Raw genomic sequence first — 20,771 nt, 5'->3', positions numbered from 1 at the left:
GCTCCCACAGAGTCGTCGCCACCTTGCGTCGCTGTTATAGTTTTGCGATTGCCGTGAAACGAGCCTTCCTATGTCCAGCGCCACCGCTCCGATCCTGATCACTGGCGCAGCCCAGCGCGTCGGTTTGCACTGCGCCCGTCGATTGCTCGAAGACGGTCATCCGGTAATCGCCACTTTCCGCACCGAGCGCCCGGGCGTGCAGGCGTTGCGGGATCTGGGGGCGATCGTGCTGTTCGCTGACTTTTCCAATGAAACCGGGATTTCGGCCTTCATTGATCAGCTCAAGCAGCACACCGACCGATTGCGCGCCATTGTCCACAACGCCTCGGCATGGATGACCGAGACGCCCGGCCACGAAGCCGCTGCGTTCAACGCCATGTTCGCCGTGCACATGCTCGCCCCCTACCTGATCAACCTGCAGTGTGCCGAGCTGCTGCAACGCTCAACCCCGGCGGATATCGTGCACATCAGCGACGACGTCACGCGCAAGGGCAGCAGCCGGCATATCGCCTATTGCGCCACCAAGGCCGGGCTCGAAAGCCTGACCCTGTCGTTCGCGGCGAAATACGCGCCACACATCAAGGTCAACGCAATTGCCCCGGCCCTGCTACTGTTCAATCCCGAAGACGACGCGGCCTACCGTGCCAAGGCCCTGGCCAAGTCCGCGCTGGGCATCGAGCCCGGCAGCGAAGTGATCTATCAGAGCCTGCGTTATCTGCTGGACAACCCCTACGTCACCGGCACGACCCTGACCGTCAACGGCGGCCGGCACGTCAAATAGCCTTGCTTCGAGGATGCACCATGGCGCTATCGCCCCAGAACTATCGCGAGATCCTCATCGGCCTGGGTGAAGACCCGGAACGCGAAGGCCTGCTGGATACTCCGGTGCGCGCGGCCAAGGCCATGCAGTACCTTTGTCACGGCTATGAACAAAGCGTCGAACAGATCGTCAACGGCGCCCTGTTCGCCTCCGACAGCGATGAAATGGTGATCGTCGCCGACATCGAACTCTATTCCCTGTGCGAACATCATCTGCTGCCCTTCATTGGCAAGGCTCATGTGGCTTATATTCCTACGGGCAAGGTCCTGGGGCTGTCGAAGATCGCCCGGCTGGTGGACATGTTCGCCCGCCGCCTGCAAATCCAGGAAAACCTCACCCGGCAAATTGCCGACGCGGTGCAGCAGGTCACCCAGGCCGCCGGCGTTGCGGTGGTGATCGAAGCCCAGCACATGTGCATGATGATGCGCGGTGTCGAAAAACAGAACTCGACCATGAACACCTCGGTGATGCTCGGCGTCTTTCGCGAATCCAGCACCACCCGCCAGGAGTTCCTGCAATTGATTCGACGGAGCAAGTAAATGCCACAACTTCAACCCGCCATGGCGCGCATCAAGGTCAAGGACTTGCGCTTGCGCACGTTCATTGGCATCAACGAGGACGAAATCCTCAACAAACAGGATGTGTTGATCAACCTGACCATCCTCTACGCGGCCCAGGATGCGGTGCGCGACAACGACATCGACCACGCTCTGAACTACCGCACCATCACCAAGGCGATCATCGCCCACGTGGAAGGCAACCGTTTCGCCCTGCTCGAACGCCTGACCCAGGAACTGCTCGATCTGGTCATGGCCAACGAATCGGTGCTGTATGCCGAAGTCGAAGTCGACAAGCCCCACGCCTTGCGATTTGCCGAGTCGGTATCGATTACGCTCGCCGCCAGCCGGGCTACTTCGTAGCCGCTAAAAGCTACAAGCTGTAAGCTTCAAGCCTGATGACCGCAAACCCACTTGCAGCTTGAAGCTTGCCACTTGAAGCTGTCTCGCAGAGACCACCATGAACGACCAACAACGCCTCGAACTTGAAGCCGCCGCTTTCCGTCGGCTGGTTGCCCACCTGGACAGCCGCAAGGATGTGCAGAATATCGACCTGATGAACCTCGCCGGCTTCTGCCGCAACTGCCTGTCCAAGTGGTACAAGGCAGCTGCCGATGAACGCCAGATCGAGGTCAGCCTCGATGACGCCCGCGAAGTGGTTTACGGCATGCCCTACGCCGAGTGGAAAGCCCAATACCAGCAAGAAGCCAGCGCCGAACAGCAAGCGGCGTTCGCCAAAGGAAAACCCGATGCCTGACCTGAACACCCTGCGCGCCAGCCTCAAGAGCGGCGAACACATTTTTGCCGACACCCTGGCGTTTATCGCCAATGGCTACGACTACCAGCCTCAGCCTTTTAAAAACGGTGACGTCGACAACGCCGCCGGGCAGAACGAAGGTTCCTGCAAGACCCTGGGCCTGGCGCTGCTCGAAGGCTTGAGCGATGAAGAAGCGCTGCTGGCGTTCGGCGAACATTACCGGTCGGTACTGGCCACGCCTGAGGGCAGCGACCACGGCAATATCCGGGCGCTGATGGCCCATGGCTTGGCGGGTGTGAAGTTCGAGACTCAGCCGTTGCGGCGGCGCTGACCCAACGCGCCTCCCCTCTGTGCCGAGGTCCGCTTTTCTGTGGCGAGGGAGCTTGCTCCCTCGCCACAGAAACAGTTCTCGCCAGACTCACTGATCTCACATCCCGACTTTTAAGATTGACCCGGCAACTTTATTTCGTTTGCCGGCCACCTCTGCTCGCGGCTTAGATAAAGGGAATCTTTCCTTCCTCCGAGCCGTCATCCATGAGCAGTGAAACCATCAGCCAATCGATTTCCACCGTGCACCCTGTCAGCCTCAGCCACGGCAAAAATGCCGAGGTCTGGGACACCGACGGCAAACGCTACATCGACTTCGTGGGCGGCATCGGCGTGTTGAACCTTGGCCACTGCCATCCCCGTGTCGTCGAAGCCATCCGCGAACAAGCAACCCGGCTGACGCACTACGCCTTCAACGCCGCCCCGCACGCACCCTACATCGAATTGATGGAGCGTCTGGCAGCATTTATCCCGGTGGATTACCCGGTCAGCGGCATGCTCACCAACAGCGGCGCCGAAGCCGCGGAAAACGCCTTGAAGATCGTGCGCGGCGCCACGGGGCGCACGGCCGTCATCGCCTTTGATGGCGGCTTCCACGGCAGAACCCTGGCCACTCTCAATCTCAACGGCAAGGTCGCGCCCTACAAACAGAAAGTCGGCGTACTGCCCGGACCGGTCTATCACCTGCCCTACCCCAGCAAGGACAACGGCGTCACCTGCGAAGAAGCGTTGAAGGCCATGGAGCGGTTGTTCAGCGTCGAAATCGACGTGAATGACGTGGCGTGTTTCATCGTCGAACCTGTGCAGGGCGAAGCCGGTTTCCTGCCGATGGATATTGCCTTCGCCCAGGCCCTGCGGCAGTTCTGCGACGAGAAAGGCATCGTGCTGATCATCGATGAAATCCAGTCCGGCTTCGGTCGCACCGGCCAGCGCTTTGCGTTCTCGCGACTGGGTATCGAGCCGGACCTGATCCTGCTGGGTAAAAGCATTGCCGGCGGCGTCCCCCTGGGTGCCGTGGTGGGGCGCAAGGCGCTGCTGGACAATCTGCCCAAAGGTGGCTTGGGCGGCACTTACTCAGGCAATCCCATCGCCTGCGCCGCCGCATTGGCGACCCTGGAGGAAATGACCGACGCAAACCTGCAAGCCTGGGGCACGCAACAGGAAGAGGCGATAGTCAGCCGCTACGCGTCATGGCGCAGTCGCGGGCTGTCCCCTTACCTGGGCCGCCTGACTGGCGTCGGGGCAATGCGCGGCATCGAACTGGCCCATGCCGACGGCAGGCCGGCCTCGGCACAATTGACACAATTGCTGGCCTTGGCGCGGGAGTCTGGTTTGTTGCTGATGCCCAGCGGTAAATCGCGGCACATCATTCGGCTGCTGGCGCCGTTGACGACCGAGGCGGCGGTGTTGGAGGAAGGGTTGGATATTCTGGAGGCTTGCCTGGCGAAGTTGGCCTGAAATGCGCTGTTTCTGACCACACAAAAAACCTGTGGGAGCGAGCTTGCTCGCGATGACGGTGTATCAATCACCATCAATGTCGACTGACCTGACGCCATCGCGAGCAAGCTCGCTCCCACAGGGGTTCGCCGGCAGATATCCAGGCATAAAAAAACCGGCCGAAGCCGGTTTTTTCATGCGCGACGGATCAGAACGAAGCGTTCTGCAGACCATCCAGGTAACGCTCGGTGTCCAGGGCTGCCATGCAACCGGCACCCGCCGAGGTAATCGCCTGACGGTAAACGTGGTCTGCCACGTCGCCGGCCGCGAAGATACCTTCGACGCTGGTGGCAGTGGCGTTGCCGTCGCGGCCGCCCTTGACCACCAGGTAGCCGTCCTTGAGTTCCAGTTGGCCTTCGAACAACGAGGTGTTCGGAGTGTGGCCGATGGCGATGAACACACCGTCGACTTTGATCTCGTCAAAGCTGCCGTCGTTGTTCTTCAGCCGGGCACCGGTCACGCCCATGTTGTCGCCCAGCACTTCATCCAGGGTGGCGTTGAGCTTGAGGATGATCTTGCCTTCAGCCACACGGGCATTGAGCTTATCGATCAGGATCTTCTCGGCGCGGAAGGTTTCGCGACGGTGGATCAGGGTGACCGTGCTGGCGATGTTGGCCAGGTACAGGGCTTCCTCGACGGCGGTGTTACCGCCACCCACCACAGCCACGGGCTTGTTGCGGTAGAAGAAGCCGTCGCAAGTGGCGCAGGCGGAAACGCCTTTGCCCATGAAGGCTTCTTCCGATGGCAGGCCCAGGTAACGAGCGCTGGCGCCGGTTGCAATGATCAGGGCATCGCAGGTGTAGGTCGCGCTATCACCGGTCAGGGTGTACGGCTTGGCGGCGAAATCCACGGCATTGATGTGGTCGAAAACGATCTCGGTCTCGAAGCGCTCGGCGTGCTCTTTCATACGTTCCATCAACACCGGGCCGGTCAGACCGTGGACGTCGCCCGGCCAGTTGTCGACTTCGGTGGTGGTGGTCAATTGACCGCCGGCTTGCATGCCGGTAATCAGCAACGGCTTGAGGTTGGCACGGGCGGCATACACCGCAGCGCTGTAACCGGCAGGGCCGGAACCGAGAATAATCACTCGCGAATGACGCACTTCAGACATGACCTGCTCCTGTTGACCGGCCCTTGCGGGCCGGAACGCCGGGTGAGCGGCGCGAATAAAAGGGACTGTTGACGCACTTGGGGAAGGCTTGGGTTCGACAGTCCTGAAAAGAATGGGTGCAGCGTATCGAGGGAGCGAAGATTAAGGAAATACGGTTTAACAATCCAGCTCATAGGTGAGCTCTATCCAGATCAGTCAGTTCAATAAACTCGGCAAACGTTGTTACACGCCATGTCGATGCTTTCCCGAGCCCGGCAAAGCCGGTATGGTCGGCGCGTTCATCTTCGCTCGGAGCCTCTTATGCCCGCCCCCGTCCTGTCCGGCCCGCAATATTTGCGAGAAGGACTCAAACTGGTCTTAAGCCCGGGTCTGCGCTTGTTTGTGCTGTTGCCATTGGTGATCAACCTGGTGCTGTTCGTCGGATTGATCTATCTGGCCGGCCATCAGTTCAGCCTTTGGGTCGACACGCTGATGCCGTCGCTACCGGATTGGCTGAGCTTTCTCAACTATGTCCTGTGGCCGCTGTTCGTGGTGCTTGTGGTGCTGATGGTGTTTTTCACCTTCACCATGCTCGCCAATGTCATCGCCGCGCCGTTCAACGGTTTTCTCGCGGAGAAAGTCGAAGTGGTGATCCGTGGCACCGACGACTTCCCGGCCTTCAGCTGGGGCGAGTTGATCGCCATGATCCCTCGCACCTTGGCCCGGGAGGCACGCAAGCTCGGCTACTTCCTGCCCCGCGCCCTGGGCCTGCTGGTGCTGTCCTTCATTCCAGTGATCAATATCGTCGCCGCGCCGTTATGGCTGCTGTTCGGGGTGTGGATGATGGCGATCCAGTACATCGACTACCCGGCGGACAACCACAAGCTGGGCTGGAACGAAATGCTCGCCTGGCTGCGGGAAAAACGCTGGCAGAGCCTGGGTTTTGGCGGCAGCGTGTACCTGGTGCTGCTGATCCCGGTGGTCAACATCCTGATGATGCCGGCAGCGGTAGCCGGCGCGACCTTGTTCTGGGTGCGCGAGCAAGGCGCCGAGACCGCGTTGGCCCGCCAAGGCTGACCTGTCACAAATCCATCATTCAAGCGTCACAATGGCGAAATGGCCCCGGTCGACACTGGGGTCATGAGCACACACCTGCATATCACCCTCATCACCGAAACCTTCCCGCCGGAAATCAATGGCGTGGCCAATACCCTGGGCCGCCTGTGCGACGGCTTGCGCGCTCGCGGGCATCAGGTGGAATTGATACGGCCCCGTCAGGCTGGCGACCAACGCCAGGCCAGCGACGAGCAGTTGTTGCTGTGCCGAGGCTGGCCGCTACCGGGGTATCCGGGCTTGCAGTGGGGCCAGGCTTCGATGCACAAGCTGCTGCGGCGCTGGAAACGTCATCGCCCGGACGTGCTGTATATCGCCACGGAAGGCCCGCTGGGTTTATCGGCATTGCGGGCCGCGCGGCGCCTGGGCATCTCGGTGGTCAGTGGCTTCCACACCAATTTCCAGCAATACACCCAGCAGTATGGCCTCGGGTTGTTGAGTCGGGCCCTCACGCATTACCTGCGCTGGTTCCACAACAGCTCCAGCCTGACCCTGGTGCCGAGCCTCAGCCAGCGCATGGAGCTGGAGCGCCGGCATTTCGAGCGTGTGGCGCTGTTGTCCCGCGGTGTGGACAGCCAACTGTTCCATCCGATCAAACGCTCGACAACCCTGCGTGAGGCCTGGGGCTTGGGCGATGACGATATTGCGCTGATCCACGTCGGGCGTCTGGCGTCGGAGAAGAACCTGGGTCTGCTCAAACGCTGTTTCAACACACTGTGCAGCGCTTTCCCGGACCGGCGGCTGAAACTGGTGGTAGTAGGCGACGGTCCACAACGGGCCGCGCTGCAACAGGAACTGCCCGACGCGATCTTTTGTGGGGCCCAGCGTGGCGAATCGCTGGCCTGCCACTATGCGTCCGGGGATGTATTCGTCTTTCCGAGCCTGACCGAAACCTTCGGCAATGTCGTGCTGGAGGCGCTGGCGTCCGGGTTGGGTGTGGTGGCCTATGATCAGGCCGCGGCGGCGCAACACATCCGTCACGGTCACAACGGCGTGCTGGCCATGCCGGGGGATGAAGAGGCATTCTGCGACGCGGCCCGGTGGCTGCTGGAAGAGCGTGAAACCTTGCGTTGTGTGCGGCTCAATGCGCGCCAGCATGCCAGTCGCCAGGGCTGGCCATCGGTGATTGAGCAGTTCGAGACGCAGTTGCGCGGGGTTTGTGTCGGTGAACAGGTGATGCCGGCTGCGCCGACGGTGCGCTGATTTTTTCAGTGATGCTGGGGCCGCCATCGCGAGCAGGCTCGCTCCCACAGGGTGTTGTGTTGATCACACGTTCGGTGAACAACCCAAATCCGGTGTGGGAGCGAGCCTGCTCGCGATGGCAGGCGCCGCTTAAACCAGTGTCATCAACGCCTCACGGCTGAACGGCAAGATCTCCTGCTCCCGGCCTTCACGCACTTTTTGCGCCCAATCCGGGTCTACCAGCAGGGCTCGCCCCACCGCCACCAGGTCGAACTCATCATTGTTCAGGCGCTCCAGCAGTTTCTCCAGGCTGGCCGGCTGCGCGACTTTGTCGGTGTTGACCATAAACTGCAGGAACTCGCCATCCAGGCCAACGCTGCCGACGGTGATGGTTGGCTTGCCGGTCAGCTTGCGGGTCCAGCCCGCCAGATTCAACTCGGAGCCTTCGAATTCAGGCTCCCAGAAGCGACGTGTCGAGCAATGGAAAATATCCACACCGGCCTCTGCCAAAGGCTTGAGGAATTCGCCCAAGGCCTCTGGCGTTTGCACCAGACGCGCGCTGTAGTCCTGCTGCTTCCATTGGGAGAAACGGAAGATGATCGGGAACCCTTCACCTACCGCAGCACGCACGGCGCGGATCAGTTCGATGGCGAATCGCGATCGGTTGGCCAGACTTCCACCATAACCGTCGGTGCGCTGGTTGCTGCCCTCCCAGAAGAACTGGTCCACCAGGTAACCATGGGCGCCGTGGATCTCCACGCCGTCCATGCCGATGCTCTGGGCGTCTTTCGCCGCCTGGGCGAACGCTGCGATGACTTCGTCGATATCCGCCTGGGTCATGCCGTGAACCACGACCTGGCCGTCCTTGAGTTTTTCCGTCGGGCCATAGCCCGGCACGCTGGCGTCCGGCTCGGTCCCCAAGCGCCGCACGTTACCTACGTGCCAGAGCTGCGGAACGATCTTGCCGCCTTCGGCATGCACGGCATCAACCACTTGTTTCCAGCCGGCCAGCGCGGCCTCACCGTAAAAATGCGGCACGTTCGGATAACCGTTGGAGGCCTTGTGCCCGACGGTCGTGCCTTCGGTAATGATCAGGCCGACGCCGGCCGCCGTGCGACGGCGGTAATATTCCACGACCTTGGCGTTCGGCACGCCGCCTGGAGAAAAGGAGCGAGTCATCGGCGCCATCACGACCCGGGTCGGCAGCTCCAGCGCACCGAGATGGAAGGGTTTGAACAAGGCTTTTACAGGCATGGGACACTCCACGGAAACAGGGTCGCAGGTCGAATATGACAGCGATAATATGGACCGTGGAAAGCAATGGGTAGCACTATTGATTTGAATGATTGTGAATCAAAAGGAAGCCGAGAGGAGTGTGCCCGCACACAACAGGGTGATGGTTGCTCCAGAGGTTCAGCTCAAGGCTTTTTCGATAGCCTGGATCACGGCCGGATCATCCGGCGCCGTGCGCGGTGAGAAACGCGCCAGCACCCGACCGTCCTTGCCCAGCAGGAACTTCTCGAAGTTCCAGGTGATGTCCCCCGGAAACTCGGCCCCCTCGCCTGCCAGCAGACGGTACAACTGATGACGGTCGTGCCCGTTCACTTCCAGTTTGCTGGACAACGGGAACGTCACACCATAATTGAGGCTGCAGAAATCCTGGATTTCCTGTTCCGTCCCCGGCTCTTGTCCGGCGAACTGGTTGCAAGGCAGGCCCAGCACACAGAACCCCTTGGCCTTGTATTGCTGATAGAGGTTTTCCAACGCAGCGTACTGAGGTGTCAGGCCACATTTGGAGGCGACGTTGACCACCAGCACGACTTGCCCCTTGAACGGCGCCAGATCAAGTTCCTGACCATCCAGGGCTTTAAGTTTAAGGTCGTGGAAAGCACTCATGACGAACTCCAGGTTTGCGGATCTTTTCGAACAGCCATGGACGATGCTAACAGCAACCGACTAAAAAGGCGCCTTAAGGCGCCTTTCCAGTTCACTTGAGCGTAGCGCACAAATCAGTGGTGATGGCCACCTTCGCCATGGACGTGACCATGGGCGATTTCTTCCTGGCTGGCATCACGAATGTCGACGATCTTGACCTGGAAGTTCAAGCGCTGACCGGCCAACGGGTGATTGCCGTCAACGGTGACGTCATCGCCTTCCAGGTCGCGGATGGTGACGATCTGCATCTGGCCATCGGGGGCCGAAGCGTGGAACTGCATGCCTACTTCCAGCTCATCCACGCCCTCGAACATGCTGCGGCTCAGGGTGCTGACCAGCTCGGCGGAGTATTCGCCATAAGCATCTTCCGGCTCAACGGTAACGTTCAGCTCGTCACCGGAAGTTTTACCTTCCAGGGCTTTTTCCAGACCCTGGATGATGTTGCCTGCGCCATGCAGGTAGACCAGCGGAGCGCCGCCGGCAGAGCTGTCGATGACCTCACCAGCGTCGTTGGTCAGGGTATAGTCGATGGAGACAGCCTTATTGGCGGCGATCAGCATGGGGCGAGACCTTTTGCATAAGAATGAAGAACGGACAAGTCTAAACAAGGATTTGCCCGAAAGCGAACGGAACCCGGACAAACGGGCTTGTTCGAACAGACCGACGGTCACCGGTTTTCATCAGGATGAGGACGGGCACTGGGTGGCCGAGCTGTCCTGTGGGCACACCCAGCATCTGCGCCACCTGCCGCCGTGGCAGTCCCGGGCCTGGGTGCTGGACCCGGCGCAACGTATTGAAAAAATAGGACAGTCCTTTGACTGCGGCTGGTGCGCACAGGCCCCGGTTAGCGATAACCTTGGCGCCTGAATTGACGGTAGACGGCAGTTATAGCCTCGCCTTTGCCATGCACCTTTAGAGAATCCGCATGCAAACTTTTTTTATCGCGCCCACCGATTTTGGTGTGGGTCTGACCTCCATCAGCCTCGGGCTGGTGCGCACACTCGAACGGGCCGGGCTGAAAGTCGGTTTTTTCAAACCTATCGCCCAGCCCCATCCCGGCGATACCGGACCGGAACGCTCCACCGAACTGGTGGCCCGCACCCACGGCCTCAAACCGCCGCAGCCGCTGGGCCTGGCGCACGTCGAACGCATGCTCGGCGACGGCCAGCTCGATGAGTTGCTGGAAGAAATCATCACCCTCTACCAGCAGGCTGCCATCGGCAAGGACGTGCTGGTCGTCGAGGGTATGGTCCCGACCCGCAACGCCAGCTATGCCGCGCGGGTCAACCTGCACCTGGCCAAGAGCCTGGACGCCGAGGTCATCCTGGTGTCGGCGCCGGAGAACGAAGTGCTGACCGAGCTTTCCGGTCGCGTCGAGCTGCAGGCGCAGTTGTTCGGCGGGCCCAAAGACCCGAAAGTCCTCGGCGTGATCCTGAACAAAGTCCATACCGAGGAAAGCATGGAGGCCTTCTCCGCGCGGCTCAAGGAGCACTCGCCGCTGTTGCGCAGCGGCGATTTCCGCCTGCTGGGCTGCATCCCGTTCCGCCCCGAACTCAACGCCCCACGCACCCGTGACGTGGCCGACCTGATGGGCGCGCAGGTGCTCAATGCCGGCGATTACGAAACCCGGCGCATGAGCAACATCATTATTTGCGCCCGCACCATGCGCAACACCGTGGAGCTGCTCAAGCCCGGCGTGCTGGTGGTGACCCCGGGTGATCGCGACGACATCATCCTGGCCGTGAGCCTGGCAGCCCTCAACGGCGTACCGTTGGCCGGCCTGCTGCTGACCAGCGACACCCTACCCGACCCGCGCATCATGGACCTGTGTCGAGGCGCCTTGCAGGCGGGACTTCCGGTGCTGTCGGTCAGTACCGGGTCTTACGACACCGCCAACCTGCTCAATGGCTTGAACAAGGAAATTCCGATCGACGACCGCGAACGTGCGGAGATCATCACCGATTTTGTCGCCAGCCACCTGGATGCCAAATGGCTGCATCAGCGTTGCGGTACGCCAAGGGAAATGCGCTTGTCGCCGGCCGTGTTCCGCTACCAGCTGATTCAGCGCGCCCAGGCCGCCGACAAACGCATTGTGCTGCCTGAGGGCAGTGAACCGCTGACTGTCCAGGCCGCTGCCATTTGCCAGGCCCGTGGCATCGCTCGCTGCGTGCTGCTGGCCAAACCGGCCGACGTCGAGGCAGTGGCTCGTGCCCAGGGCATCGAACTGCCGCCGGGGCTGGAGATTCTCGACCCGGATTCGATTCGTGAGCGTTACGTCGAACCGATGGTGCGGCTGCGCAAGAGCAAAAGCCTGAACGCGCCGATGGCCGAACAGCAACTGGAAGACACCGTGGTGATCGGCACCATGATGCTGGCGCTCGATGAAGTCGACGGGCTGGTGTCCGGAGTTATCCACTCCACCGCCAACACCATCCGCCCGGCCTTGCAACTGATCAAGACCGCCCCGGGATGTTCGCTGGTGTCTTCGGTGTTTTTCATGCTGTTCCCCGAAGAAGTGCTGGTCTACGGCGACTGCGTGATGAACCCGCATCCCAGCGCCGCGGAGCTGGCGGAGATTGCCCTGCAAAGCGCCGACTCGGCTGCCGCGTTCGGCATCACGCCACGGGTGGCAATGCTCAGCTATTCCAGCGGCGAGTCGGCCAGCGGTGAAGAGGTGGAGAAAGTCCGCGAAGCCACCCTGCTGGCCCACGAGGCGCAACACGGCTTGCTGATCGACGGGCCGCTGCAATACGACGCCGCCGCCAACGAAACCGTGGCCCGACAACTGGCGCCCAATAGCCAGGTGGCCGGCCGGGCGACGGTGTTCATCTTCCCGGACCTGAACACCGGCAACACCACCCACAAGGCCGTGCAACGCAGCGCCGATTGCGTCAGCCTCGGGCCAATGCTGCAAGGCCTGCGCAAACCCGTAAACGACTTGCCCCGCGGCGCTCAGGTCGACGACATCGTGTACACCATCGCCCTGACCGCGATCCAGGCCGCCAACCGACCCATGGATATTTAAATGCTGGATTTCCTGCCTGCTCCTGTGCGCGGCGTCATTGCCTCGCTGCTGTTGGCGTTGAACACCATCGCCTGCTGCACCCCGCTGTTCATCGTGGCAATCTTCAAGCTGTTGCTGCCCTTCCCCGCCGCCCAGCGTTTCACCGACTGGCTGATGGGCCACATTCATGAAGCCTGGATCAGCAACAACAAGGCCTGGATGAACCTGCTGCGCCGCACCCGCTGGCACCTCAGTGGCCTGGAAGGCCTGGACTACCAGCACTCGTACCTGATCACCAGCAACCACCAGAGTTGGGTCGATATCATGGTGTTGCAGTACGTGCTGAACCGGCGCATTCGCCCATTGAAGTTCTTTCTCAAGCAGGAACTGATCTGGGTACCGGTGATCGGCCTGGCCTGGTGGGCCCTGGGGTTCCCGTTCATGAAGCGCTACTCCAAGGCTTACCTGGAGAAGTACCCGGAAAAGAAAGGCAAGGACCTGGAAACCACCCGCAAGACCTGCGCGAAATTTCGCAACAACCCCGTGGGCATCTTCAACTTCGTCGAAGGCACACGCTTCACCGAAGGCAAGCATGCCCAGCAACAGTCACCCTTTCGCTACCTGCTCAAACCCAAGGCCGGTGGGATTGCGTTTGTGCTCGATGCCATGGGCGAACAGCTGGAGTCGATCATCAACGTGACCATCCACTATCCCGGCGGTCGACCGGGGTACTGGGATTTGCTCTGCGGAAAAGTTGACGAAGTGGTGGTGCATTTCCAGGAACTGAAGATTCCGCCGCAGTTCATCGGCAGGAACTACGACCAGGACGGCGCCTATCGCCTGGAGTTCCAGGGCTGGATCAATCAGTTGTGGCAGGATAAAGATGCGTTGCTGGAACAGATGCATCGGGAGTATCCCTGCAAGTCTTGAGGCGCCTGTACTGGCCTCATCGCGAGCAAGCTCGCTCCCACAGGGTATGTGTGAACACCACGAATCTACTGTGGGAGCGAGCTTGCTCGCGATGACGTCCCTCCAGACAACAAAAAGCCCGCAGATGATCACTCATCCGCGGGCTTTTACTTGCCGCTTGAAGCTTGTAACTGCTTCCCTTAGATCGCCCCACGCTTGCGCAGCAGATCCAGCACTTGCTTGACGCTCTCTTCCAACGACAGCGACTGGGTGTCGATCACCAGATCGGCGTCCAGCGGCACGTCATACGGGAAGGACTCACCGGGGATGTTGTCGCCGGCAGCAGCGTACAAACCTTGCGGATCACGCTGGGCGCAGACGATTGGCGAGGCCTGGACATAGACCGTCAGCAGACGTTCCTTGCCGATCAGGTCTTTGGCCTGCTCGCGCCCTTCTGCATTCGGCGCGACGAACGCGGCGAGGGTCAGCAGCCCGGCTTCGTTGAACTGACGGGCAACGTGGGCCGCACGACGCCAGTTCTCGGTACGTCCGGCACGGTCCTGTGGCAAGCCCTTGTTCAAGTCATGACGCAGGTTCTGGCCATCGAGCACGAAGACCGCACGGCCCATGTCGAACAGCTTGCGTTCCACCGCATAAGCCAGCGTGCTTTTGCCAGCGCCCGACAGGCCGCTGAACAGCACCGTGGCCGGTTGCTGGCCGAAGCGCTGGACGCGCTCTTCCACCGACACATGGGCCAGTTTGCCGTGGTGCGTGCTGGTGCCGTGAGCCAGCGGCTGGGCGACGATCATGCCCGCGCCGACAGTGCCATTGGTCAGGCGATCGATGACGATGAACGCGCCAGTGGTGCGGTTGCTCTCGTAACCGTCCAGGGCGATCGGCGCATCCAGGGCGATCTTCACCTTGCCGATTTCGTTGAGCTGCAACGCGCTGGCCGGTCCCTCTTCCAAGGTGTTCACGTCGACCTTGTTGACGATGCTGGCAATCGAGCCCGGCACATAACTGGTGGCGCGCTTGATGTCGTATTTCTTGCCCGGCAGCATCGGCTCTTCGGCCATCCACACCAACATCGCTTCGAAGCTGTCGGTGACCGGCGGTACGCTGTCGGCATGCACCAGCAGGTCGCCACGGGAGATGTCGATCTCATCTTCCATGGTCAGCGTCACCGCCTGGCCAGGGCCGGCGTGTTCCAGCTCGCCTTCGAAAGTGACGATGGATTTCACGCGGCTGCTCTTGCCCGAAGGCAGCACCACCACTTCGTCGCCCTTGTGCACGATGCCGCTGGCCAGGGTGCCGGCGAAACCGCGGAAGTTCAGGTTCGGACGGTTGACGTACTGCACCGGGAAACGCAGGTCGGTGAAGTTGCGGTCACCCGCCACTTCCACGGTCTCGAGAATTTCCATCAGCGACTGGCCGGTGTACCACGGCGAGCGCTCGGACTTGTTCACCACGTTGTCGCCCTTGAGGGCCGACATCGGCACGAAGTGCATGCTGGTGGGCTTCATCTTCAAGCCTTCGGCGAACTTCAGGTAGTCGGCCTTGATCGACTCGAACACGCCCTGGTCGAAGTCCTTGAGGTCCATCTTGTTGATGGCCACGACGATATGCTTGATGCCCAGCAACGAGGCGATAAAGCTGTGGCGACGGGTCTGGGTCTGCACGCCGTAGCGGGCATCCACCAGAATGATCGCCAGGTCACAGGTGGAGGCACCGGTGGCCATGTTGCGGGTGTACTGCTCATGGCCCGGGGTGTCGGCGATGATGAATTTGCGCTTGGCCGTGGAGAAATAGCGGTACGCGACATCAATGGTGATGCCTTGCTCGCGCTCGGCCTGCAAGCCATCGACCAGCAACGCCAGGTCGATGTCGTCACCGGTAGTGCCGACTTTCTTCGAATCGCGGGTAATGGCTTCCAGGTGATCTTCGTAGATCATCTTGGAGTCGTGCAGCAGGCGCCCGATCAGGGTGCTCTTGCCGTCGTCGACGTTACCGCAGGTCAAAAAACGCAGCAGCTCTTTGCGCTCGTGCTGGCCCAGGTAAGCGAGGATGTCCTCGCTGATCAAATCAGATTGGTGCGACATGACAACCCCTTAGAAATAACCCTGACGTTTCTTATCTTCCATCGAGCCTGCGCCATCGTGGTCGATGACCCGGCCCTGGCGCTCGGAAGTTCGCGTCAGGAGCATTTCCTGAATGATGTCCGTCAGGCTTTCGGCCTCGGACTCCACCGCGCCCGTCAACGGGTAGCAGCCAAGGGTGCGGAAACGCACTTTCTTTTTGACGATACGGGCTTTGTCTTCATCGGACAGGTGCTCGAGGATGCGCTCGTCGTCGATCATGATCAGCGTGCCGTTCTTCTCGATCACTTCGCGCTCAGCGGCGAAGTACAGCGGCACGATCGGGATACCTTCGAGGTAGATGTACTGCCAGATGTCCAGCTCGGTCCAGTTCGACAGCGGGAATACGCGGATCGACTCGCCTTTGTTGACCTTGCCGTTGTAGACGTTCCACAGCTCCGGGCGCTGGTTCTTCGGATCCCAGCGATGCTTGCTGTCGCGGAACGAGTACACGCGCTCCTTGGCGCGGGACTTCTCTTCATCGCGGCGGGCACCACCAAAAGCGGCGTCGAAACCATACTTGTCCAAAGCCTGTTTCAGGCCTTCGGTCTTCATGATGTCGGTGTGCTTGGCGCTGCCGTGAGTAAACGGGTTGATGCCTTGCGCCACGCCGTCCGGGTTCACGTGAGTGATCAGGTCCAGGCCCAGTTCTTCAACCATGCGGTCGCGGAACTTGTACATTTCCTGGAATTTCCAGCGGGTGTCGACATGCATCACCGGAAACGGCAGCTTGCCGGGGAAAAACGCCTTGCGTGCCAGGTGCAGCATCACGGCGGAGTCTTTACCGATGGAGTACAGCATCACCGGGTTATCGAACTCGGCGGCCACCTCGCGGATGATGTGGATGCTTTCCGCCTCCAGCTGTTTCAGATGCGTCAGTTTGTCGACCATGGCTACTCACGAAAACTTTCTTATGAACGGCCAGCGGGCCGTGTTCGAGCGGGGAATCCTAGCACAGCGACCTCTTCTAATCAGGGCGCCAACTAGATCGAAACAGCATATGGATATGCCTGCCGGTTCGGGCATTGCAACAGCCTTTTGTGGGAGCGAGCTTGCTCGCGATAGCAGTGTATCAGTCGGCATTGAAGTTGACTGACCCTCCGCTATCGCGAGCAAGCTCGCTCCCACAGGGGATTACACGTGATCAAATGGGATTCGGGCAATCTATGAAGATATGCTCCAAAGCAAAGCGCCGCGCCAGGTAATCGCCCAATGCCTGCACACCATAGCGCTCGGTCGCATGGTGCCCGGCGGCGATGAAGCTGATGCCGTTTTCCCGGGCGCTGTGAAAGGTCTGCTCGGATGCCTCGCCACTGAGAAACAGATCAACCCCGGCCAGCACGGCCTGATCGATGTAGCCCTGGCCTCCGCCCGTGCACCAGCCGACCCGGCGGATCATCTGCTCGCCTTCGATCAACAAAGGCTCGCGGCCCATGACTTCCTGCACTTTACGGGCGAAGTCCCGGGGCGTCATCGGTTCGGACAAGGAGCCCACCAGGCCGACGACCTTGGGGTTGTCCGGGTCCAGCGGCCCTTCGACGGTAATGTCCAACTGGCGAGCCAATTGCACGTTATTGCCCACCTCGGCATGCAGATCCAGCGGCAAGTGGTAGGCCAGCAGACTGATATCGTGCTTGAGCAAGGTTTTGAGGCGACGTTGCTTCATGCCGGTGACGCAGGGATTTTCGCCTTTCCAGAAATACCCGTGATGCACCAGCACCAGATCAGCGTCAGCCTCCACTGCAGCATCGAGCAATGCCTGGCTGGCGGTGACACCGCTGACAATGCGCGTCACCTGAGGGGCGCCTTCGACCTGCAAACCGTTGGGGCAGTAATCGGCAATCCTGGCGGCGGCCAGGTAACGATCCGCTTCTTCTACCAGGGTGTTCAGGGCTACGGCCATGAAAAGACTCCTAAATATCCCGTTCAGAGGCGCGCGCGGCCTCGTATAATGCGCGACATTATGGGCGGTCTCACACCGCCTGCAACCTTTGTAGGACGTGCTTAATGCTCAAGGCGCTGCGTTTTTCCGGCTGGCCTCTGTTGGCCGGCGTGCTTGTCGCTCTACTGATTATCCAGCGTTATCCGGAGTGGGTCGGCCTGCCGAGCCTCGACGTCAACCTGCAGCAGGCGCCACAGACCAAGGCACTGCAACAAGGGCCGGTGTCCTATGCCGATGCCGTGACGATCGCGGCACCGGCCGTGGTCAACCTGTACACCACCAAGGTCGTCAACAAATCCAGCCATCCCCTGTTCGAAGACCCGCAGTTCCGGCGCTTCTTCGGCGACAACTCACCCAAGCAGAAACGCATGGAGTCGAGCCTGGGTTCGGGCGTAATCATGAGCCCTGAAGGTTATATCCTGACCAACAACCACGTCACCAGCGGCGCCGACCAGATTGTGGTGGCGCTCAAGGATGGTCGCGAAACCCTGGCCCGGGTGATCGGCAGCGACCCGGAAACCGACCTCGCGGTGCTGAAGATCGACCTGAAGAACCTGCCGGCCATCACCATTGGGCGTTCGGACAGCATTCGCATCGGCGATGTCACCCTGGCCATCGGCAACCCCTTCGGCGTCGGCCAGACCGTGACCATGGGTATCATCAGCGCCACTGGGCGCAATCAGTTGGGCCTGAACAATTACGAAGACTTCATCCAGACCGATGCCGCGATCAACCCCGGCAACTCCGGCGGCGCGCTGGTGGATGCCAACGGCAATCTGACCGGGATCAACACGGCGATCTTCTCCAAGTCCGGCGGCAGCCAGGGCATCGGTTTTGCGATTCCGGTGAAGCTGGCCATGGAAGTGATGAAGTCCATCATCGAACACGGCCAGGTGATTCGCGGCTGGCTGGGTATTGAAGTGCAGCCGCTGTCCCAGGAGCTGGCGGAGTCCTTCGGCCTGTCCGGGCGTCCCGGGATCGTGGTAGCAGGCATTTTCCGCGATGGCCCGGCCCAGAAGGCCGGCCTGCAACTGGGCGACGTGATCCTGAGCATCGACGGCGAACCCGCCGGTGACGGCCGTCGCTCGATGAACCAGGTGGCGCGGATCAAACCCACCGACAAGGTCGCCATCCAGGTGATGCGCAACGGCAAGGAGCTCAAGCTCACCGCAGAAATCGGTTTGCGCCCACCGCCGGCACCGGTGGTGGTGAAGGAAGAAGAGTAACTGCGCGATAGCAACGGCCTTGCTGGCCAAGAGTCCCTTGTGGCGAGGGAACTTGCTCCCTCCCCACAAAAAACCGTGTTCACCTCGGTTATTTTAGTCGGCCAGCAATAGCATAAATTCTCATTTGTAGTGTTATATTGTTTCAATACTAAAAATTGGAACAACATAACATGTCATCTCTAAAACGGATTTCCCTCGCCAGCCTGGCCTTGGGTCTGCTGGGTGACCCGGTGATCGCCGAGGAAATCCAGCCGATGGAACTGGACGCCATCAACGTCTCTGCCGACTACGAATCCCCTACCGGCCCGGTGACGGGCTATCGCGCCACTCGCTCCGCCAGCGCCACCAAAACCGACACCGCCCTGCGGGACATCCCGCAATCGATCAGTGTGATCCCCGCCAGCGTCCTCAATGATCTGGGCAGCACCAACGTCGAACGGGCCCTGGAATATGCCGGCGGCGTGTCAAAGCAAAACAACTTCGGCGGCCTGACACTCTACGAATACAGCGTGCGTGGCTTTACCACTTCGGAGTTCTACAAGGACGGCTTCAGCGCCAACCGCGGTTATCCGAGTACGCCGGATGCGGCCAACATTGAACGCATCGAGGTGCTTAAAGGACCGGCGGCCAGCCTGTACGGGCGCGGCGACCCCGGCGGTACGGTGAACATCGTCACCAAGAAGCCCCAGCCCGAAGCCTTCACCACCCTGCAAACCAGCGCCGGCAGTTGGGATCGCTACCGCACCGCGCTGGACGTCAACACACCACTGGACGCTGAGCGCAATGTGCTGTCGCGGGTCAACCTGGCGGTCGAGGACAATCACAGCTTTCGCGATCACGTCCAGAGCAAGCGCGTCTTCGTCGCCCCCTCCCTCAGTTGGCAACTGAGCCCCGATACGCGCCTGCTGGTGGAAAGCGAAATCGTGCGTCACAGTTCAACGTTCGATCGCGGCATCGTGGCGCCGAACAACCGTTGGAGCGGTGTTTCCCGCTCGACCTTTTTGGGCGAACCCAACGACGGCGACATCGACAACCACAACAACATGCTCCAGGCGGCCCTCGAACATCAGCTCAACGACGCCTGGCAACTGCGCCTGGCCAGCCATTACAAACAGGGCGAACTCTGGGGCTTCGCCTCCGAAGCGCGGCCGCTGAACGCCGACGGTCGTACGGTGAACCGCCGCTACCGCGAGCGCGACAACAATTGGCACGACAGCATTACCCAGCTTGAATTACGCGGGCTGTTTGACCTCGGGCCCTGGCAGCACGAATTGCTGATCGGCACCGAATACGAGGACTATCGCAAGAACGAGCGCGTGACCACGATCAACGGTGGCACTTACCCCATCGACATCTATCAACCGGTCTATGGCCAGCCGAAACCTGATGGTCAACGTACCGGCACCGATTTTTTCGAGCGTGTGAAAAGCCGTGCGCTGAATCTTCAGGACCAGATCGTCTTCACCGACAAACTGCGGGGCGTGCTCGGCGTGCGTTATGAGCATTTCGAGCAGAGCATTGACGACCACACCACGCAGCTCACCAGCCGCCAGCGTCATGACACCTTCACGCAACGGGCCGGCCTGCTGTACCAACTGACGCCCGAGGTCGGACTGTTCGCCAACGCCTCCACCTCGTTCAAGCCCAACAATGGCCTGGATGCCGGGGGCAAAACCTTCGATCCGGAGGAAGGCGTTGGCTATGAAGTGGGGATCAAGAGCGAACTGTTCGATGATCGCCTGAGCACCACCCTGGCGGCGTTCCATATCGAAAAGGAAAACGTCCTGGCGCGGGACCCGGCCACAGACTCCAACCGCGCCATGGGCAAGGCCCGCAGCCAGGGACTCGACCTGCAGGTCACCGGGCAGGTAACTGACGCCATCCGGGTGATCGGCGCCTTCGCCTACATCGATGCCGAAGTGACCAAGGGTGACGAAATCATTCCCACCGGCAGCCGGATTCTTGGCGTCGCCAAGCGCAGCGGCAGCGTGCTGGGGGTCTACGAATTCCAGGACGGCCACCTGCGCGGCTCCGACGTGGGTGCGGCATTCACATACGTCGGGGATCGCTCCGGCGAAGCCGGCAAGGACTTCGAACTGCCGGCCTACCACACCGTGGATCTGCTGGCCCATTACAAGGCCAGCGACAACGTCACCGTGGGCCTGAATCTGAACAACGTCTTCGACGAAAAATACTACGAGCGCTCGTACAGCAACTACTGGGTCAACCCCGGCGAGCCACGCAACTTTACCGTCAGCCTCACCCTTGATCTGTAAA

20 protein-coding genes are annotated in these 20,771 nt (G+C 60.7%); 13 read left to right on the top strand and 7 right to left on the bottom strand.

Going from position 1 to position 20,771, the window contains the following annotated elements:
• Positions 1-70: 70 nt before the first annotated feature.
• From folM to PSEUDOMOFG3G_RS02700, 6 genes are all read left to right on the top strand, one after another.
• A complete protein-coding gene (gene folM / locus PSEUDOMOFG3G_RS02725; protein WP_139049159.1) occupies positions 71-781 on the top strand; it encodes a dihydromonapterin reductase in 711 nt (236 codons plus the stop codon).
• A 20-nt stretch (positions 782-801) separates the two neighbouring features.
• Positions 802-1,359 (top strand): GTP cyclohydrolase I FolE, encoded by a 558-nt coding sequence (gene folE, locus PSEUDOMOFG3G_RS02720; RefSeq protein WP_047228635.1) that lies wholly within the window; start codon positions 802-804, stop codon positions 1,357-1,359.
• The gene (folX, locus tag PSEUDOMOFG3G_RS02715; RefSeq protein ID WP_047228636.1) at positions 1,360-1,740 is read left to right on the top strand and encodes a dihydroneopterin triphosphate 2'-epimerase; all 381 of its coding nucleotides are present in this window, start codon (positions 1,360-1,362) and stop codon (positions 1,738-1,740) included.
• Positions 1,741-1,837: 97 nt separating this feature from the next.
• Entirely contained in the window at positions 1,838-2,134 is a 297-nt protein-coding gene (locus tag PSEUDOMOFG3G_RS02710) for a DUF1244 domain-containing protein (protein WP_076383573.1), read from the top strand.
• Positions 2,127-2,465, top strand: coding sequence for a HopJ type III effector protein (locus PSEUDOMOFG3G_RS02705; RefSeq protein WP_047228638.1), 339 nt, complete (start codon positions 2,127-2,129; stop codon positions 2,463-2,465). The genes PSEUDOMOFG3G_RS02710 and PSEUDOMOFG3G_RS02705 overlap by 8 nt, the downstream gene beginning before the upstream one ends.
• 203 nt (positions 2,466-2,668) lie before the next feature.
• Complete coding sequence (locus PSEUDOMOFG3G_RS02700; protein WP_139049157.1) at positions 2,669-3,919, top strand: aspartate aminotransferase family protein; 1,251 nt, start codon at positions 2,669-2,671, stop codon at positions 3,917-3,919.
• 187 nt (positions 3,920-4,106) lie between these two features.
• Here the strand turns inward: PSEUDOMOFG3G_RS02700 and trxB are convergent, their stop codons facing one another.
• Positions 4,107-5,069, bottom strand: a complete 963-nt coding sequence (gene trxB, locus PSEUDOMOFG3G_RS02695) for a thioredoxin-disulfide reductase (RefSeq protein ID WP_047228640.1) — start codon at positions 5,067-5,069, stop codon at positions 4,107-4,109.
• A 300-nt stretch (positions 5,070-5,369) separates the two neighbouring features.
• On the opposite strand from trxB, the gene cysZ reads away from it, so the two are divergent.
• Positions 5,370-6,125 carry a sulfate transporter CysZ gene (gene cysZ / locus PSEUDOMOFG3G_RS02690; RefSeq protein ID WP_047228641.1) on the top strand — a complete coding sequence of 252 codons (756 nt, stop codon included), beginning with the start codon at positions 5,370-5,372 and terminating at the stop codon, positions 6,123-6,125.
• Between the two features lie 39 nt (positions 6,126-6,164).
• Positions 6,165-7,364, top strand: a complete 1,200-nt coding sequence (locus PSEUDOMOFG3G_RS02685) for a glycosyltransferase family 1 protein (RefSeq protein ID WP_139049156.1) — start codon at positions 6,165-6,167, stop codon at positions 7,362-7,364.
• 129 nt (positions 7,365-7,493) lie between these two features.
• On the opposite strand, the gene PSEUDOMOFG3G_RS02680 is transcribed toward PSEUDOMOFG3G_RS02685, so the two are convergent.
• The 3 genes from PSEUDOMOFG3G_RS02680 to PSEUDOMOFG3G_RS02670 all read right to left on the bottom strand — a co-directional run bounded on the left by PSEUDOMOFG3G_RS02680 (position 7,494) and on the right by PSEUDOMOFG3G_RS02670 (position 9,838).
• Positions 7,494-8,597: an NADH:flavin oxidoreductase gene (locus PSEUDOMOFG3G_RS02680; protein WP_139049155.1), complete on the bottom strand. Its 1,104-nt coding sequence runs from the start codon at positions 8,595-8,597 to the stop codon at positions 7,494-7,496.
• A gap of 159 nt (positions 8,598-8,756) precedes the next feature.
• The gene (locus tag PSEUDOMOFG3G_RS02675; RefSeq protein WP_047228644.1) at positions 8,757-9,239 is read right to left on the bottom strand and encodes a glutathione peroxidase; all 483 of its coding nucleotides are present in this window, start codon (positions 9,237-9,239) and stop codon (positions 8,757-8,759) included.
• A 113-nt stretch (positions 9,240-9,352) separates the two neighbouring features.
• Positions 9,353-9,838 (bottom strand): peptidylprolyl isomerase, encoded by a 486-nt coding sequence (locus PSEUDOMOFG3G_RS02670; protein ID WP_047228645.1) that lies wholly within the window; start codon positions 9,836-9,838, stop codon positions 9,353-9,355.
• Between PSEUDOMOFG3G_RS02670 and PSEUDOMOFG3G_RS02665 the strand changes: the two genes are divergently transcribed.
• The 3 genes from PSEUDOMOFG3G_RS02665 to PSEUDOMOFG3G_RS02655 are packed head-to-tail and all read left to right on the top strand — an operon-like array spanning position 9,807 to position 13,212.
• The gene (locus tag PSEUDOMOFG3G_RS02665; protein ID WP_076383569.1) at positions 9,807-10,145 is read left to right on the top strand and encodes a DUF3565 domain-containing protein; all 339 of its coding nucleotides are present in this window, start codon (positions 9,807-9,809) and stop codon (positions 10,143-10,145) included. The genes PSEUDOMOFG3G_RS02670 and PSEUDOMOFG3G_RS02665 overlap by 32 nt on opposite strands.
• Before the next feature lie 58 nt (positions 10,146-10,203).
• On the top strand, positions 10,204-12,303 hold the full coding sequence (gene pta, locus PSEUDOMOFG3G_RS02660) for a phosphate acetyltransferase (protein ID WP_047228647.1): 2,100 nt from the start codon (positions 10,204-10,206) through the stop codon (positions 12,301-12,303).
• A complete protein-coding gene (locus tag PSEUDOMOFG3G_RS02655; RefSeq protein WP_139049154.1) occupies positions 12,304-13,212 on the top strand; it encodes an acyltransferase in 909 nt (302 codons plus the stop codon). It abuts the gene before it with no gap.
• A gap of 179 nt (positions 13,213-13,391) precedes the next feature.
• Here the strand turns inward: PSEUDOMOFG3G_RS02655 and cysN are convergent, their stop codons facing one another.
• From cysN to PSEUDOMOFG3G_RS02640, 3 genes are all read right to left on the bottom strand, one after another.
• On the bottom strand, positions 13,392-15,290 hold the full coding sequence (gene cysN / locus PSEUDOMOFG3G_RS02650; protein ID WP_139049152.1) for a sulfate adenylyltransferase subunit CysN: 1,899 nt from the start codon (positions 15,288-15,290) through the stop codon (positions 13,392-13,394).
• A gap of 9 nt (positions 15,291-15,299) precedes the next feature.
• The gene (gene cysD / locus PSEUDOMOFG3G_RS02645; protein WP_003178041.1) at positions 15,300-16,217 is read right to left on the bottom strand and encodes a sulfate adenylyltransferase subunit CysD; all 918 of its coding nucleotides are present in this window, start codon (positions 16,215-16,217) and stop codon (positions 15,300-15,302) included.
• A 253-nt stretch (positions 16,218-16,470) separates the two neighbouring features.
• On the bottom strand, positions 16,471-17,229 hold the full coding sequence (locus PSEUDOMOFG3G_RS02640) for a Nif3-like dinuclear metal center hexameric protein (RefSeq protein WP_047228650.1): 759 nt from the start codon (positions 17,227-17,229) through the stop codon (positions 16,471-16,473).
• A 104-nt stretch (positions 17,230-17,333) separates the two neighbouring features.
• Here PSEUDOMOFG3G_RS02640 and algW point away from each other — a divergent pair, with 104 nt between their 5' ends.
• Both algW and PSEUDOMOFG3G_RS02630 read left to right on the top strand, forming a co-directional pair.
• Entirely contained in the window at positions 17,334-18,494 is a 1,161-nt protein-coding gene (algW, locus tag PSEUDOMOFG3G_RS02635) for a Do family serine endopeptidase AlgW (RefSeq protein ID WP_047228651.1), read from the top strand.
• A 170-nt stretch (positions 18,495-18,664) separates the two neighbouring features.
• Positions 18,665-20,770, top strand: coding sequence for a TonB-dependent siderophore receptor (locus tag PSEUDOMOFG3G_RS02630; RefSeq protein WP_139049151.1), 2,106 nt, complete (start codon positions 18,665-18,667; stop codon positions 20,768-20,770).
• Position 20,771: the final 1 nt, after the last annotated feature.

The sequence above is a fragment of the Pseudomonas sp. FG-3G genome, from assembly GCF_901007645.1.
GTDB lineage: Bacteria > Pseudomonadota > Gammaproteobacteria > Pseudomonadales > Pseudomonadaceae > Aquipseudomonas > Aquipseudomonas rhizophila.
Note: the sequence above shows the minus strand (reverse complement) of the source record. Positions and strands in the feature narration are given on the sequence as shown.

Bases quoted from the DNA above. Each gene is read 5' to 3' on its own strand.
- algW (WP_047228651.1), top strand. From the start codon at position 17,334: ATGCTCAAGGCGCTGCGTTTTTCCGGCTGGCCTCTGTTGGCCGGCGTG.
- PSEUDOMOFG3G_RS02685 (WP_139049156.1), top strand. From the start codon at position 6,165: ATGGCCCCGGTCGACACTGGGGTCATGAGCACACACCTGCATATCACC.
- PSEUDOMOFG3G_RS02710 (WP_076383573.1), top strand. From the start codon at position 1,838: ATGAACGACCAACAACGCCTCGAACTTGAAGCCGCCGCTTTCCGTCGG.
- PSEUDOMOFG3G_RS02705 (WP_047228638.1), top strand. From the start codon at position 2,127: ATGCCTGACCTGAACACCCTGCGCGCCAGCCTCAAGAGCGGCGAACAC.
- cysD (WP_003178041.1), bottom strand. From the start codon at position 16,217: ATGGTCGACAAACTGACGCATCTGAAACAGCTGGAGGCGGAAAGCATC.
- PSEUDOMOFG3G_RS02675 (WP_047228644.1), bottom strand. From the start codon at position 9,239: ATGAGTGCTTTCCACGACCTTAAACTTAAAGCCCTGGATGGTCAGGAA.
- PSEUDOMOFG3G_RS02655 (WP_139049154.1), top strand. From the start codon at position 12,304: ATGCTGGATTTCCTGCCTGCTCCTGTGCGCGGCGTCATTGCCTCGCTG.
- PSEUDOMOFG3G_RS02630 (WP_139049151.1), top strand. From the start codon at position 18,665: ATGTCATCTCTAAAACGGATTTCCCTCGCCAGCCTGGCCTTGGGTCTG.
- trxB (WP_047228640.1), bottom strand. From the start codon at position 5,069: ATGTCTGAAGTGCGTCATTCGCGAGTGATTATTCTCGGTTCCGGCCCT.
- pta (WP_047228647.1), top strand. From the start codon at position 10,204: ATGCAAACTTTTTTTATCGCGCCCACCGATTTTGGTGTGGGTCTGACC.
- PSEUDOMOFG3G_RS02670 (WP_047228645.1), bottom strand. From the start codon at position 9,838: ATGCTGATCGCCGCCAATAAGGCTGTCTCCATCGACTATACCCTGACC.
- cysN (WP_139049152.1), bottom strand. From the start codon at position 15,290: ATGTCGCACCAATCTGATTTGATCAGCGAGGACATCCTCGCTTACCTG.
- folE (WP_047228635.1), top strand. From the start codon at position 802: ATGGCGCTATCGCCCCAGAACTATCGCGAGATCCTCATCGGCCTGGGT.
- cysZ (WP_047228641.1), top strand. From the start codon at position 5,370: ATGCCCGCCCCCGTCCTGTCCGGCCCGCAATATTTGCGAGAAGGACTC.
- PSEUDOMOFG3G_RS02680 (WP_139049155.1), bottom strand. From the start codon at position 8,597: ATGCCTGTAAAAGCCTTGTTCAAACCCTTCCATCTCGGTGCGCTGGAG.
- folX (WP_047228636.1), top strand. From the start codon at position 1,360: ATGCCACAACTTCAACCCGCCATGGCGCGCATCAAGGTCAAGGACTTG.
- folM (WP_139049159.1), top strand. From the start codon at position 71: ATGTCCAGCGCCACCGCTCCGATCCTGATCACTGGCGCAGCCCAGCGC.
- PSEUDOMOFG3G_RS02640 (WP_047228650.1), bottom strand. From the start codon at position 17,229: ATGGCCGTAGCCCTGAACACCCTGGTAGAAGAAGCGGATCGTTACCTG.
- PSEUDOMOFG3G_RS02665 (WP_076383569.1), top strand. From the start codon at position 9,807: ATGGAGACAGCCTTATTGGCGGCGATCAGCATGGGGCGAGACCTTTTG.
- PSEUDOMOFG3G_RS02700 (WP_139049157.1), top strand. From the start codon at position 2,669: ATGAGCAGTGAAACCATCAGCCAATCGATTTCCACCGTGCACCCTGTC.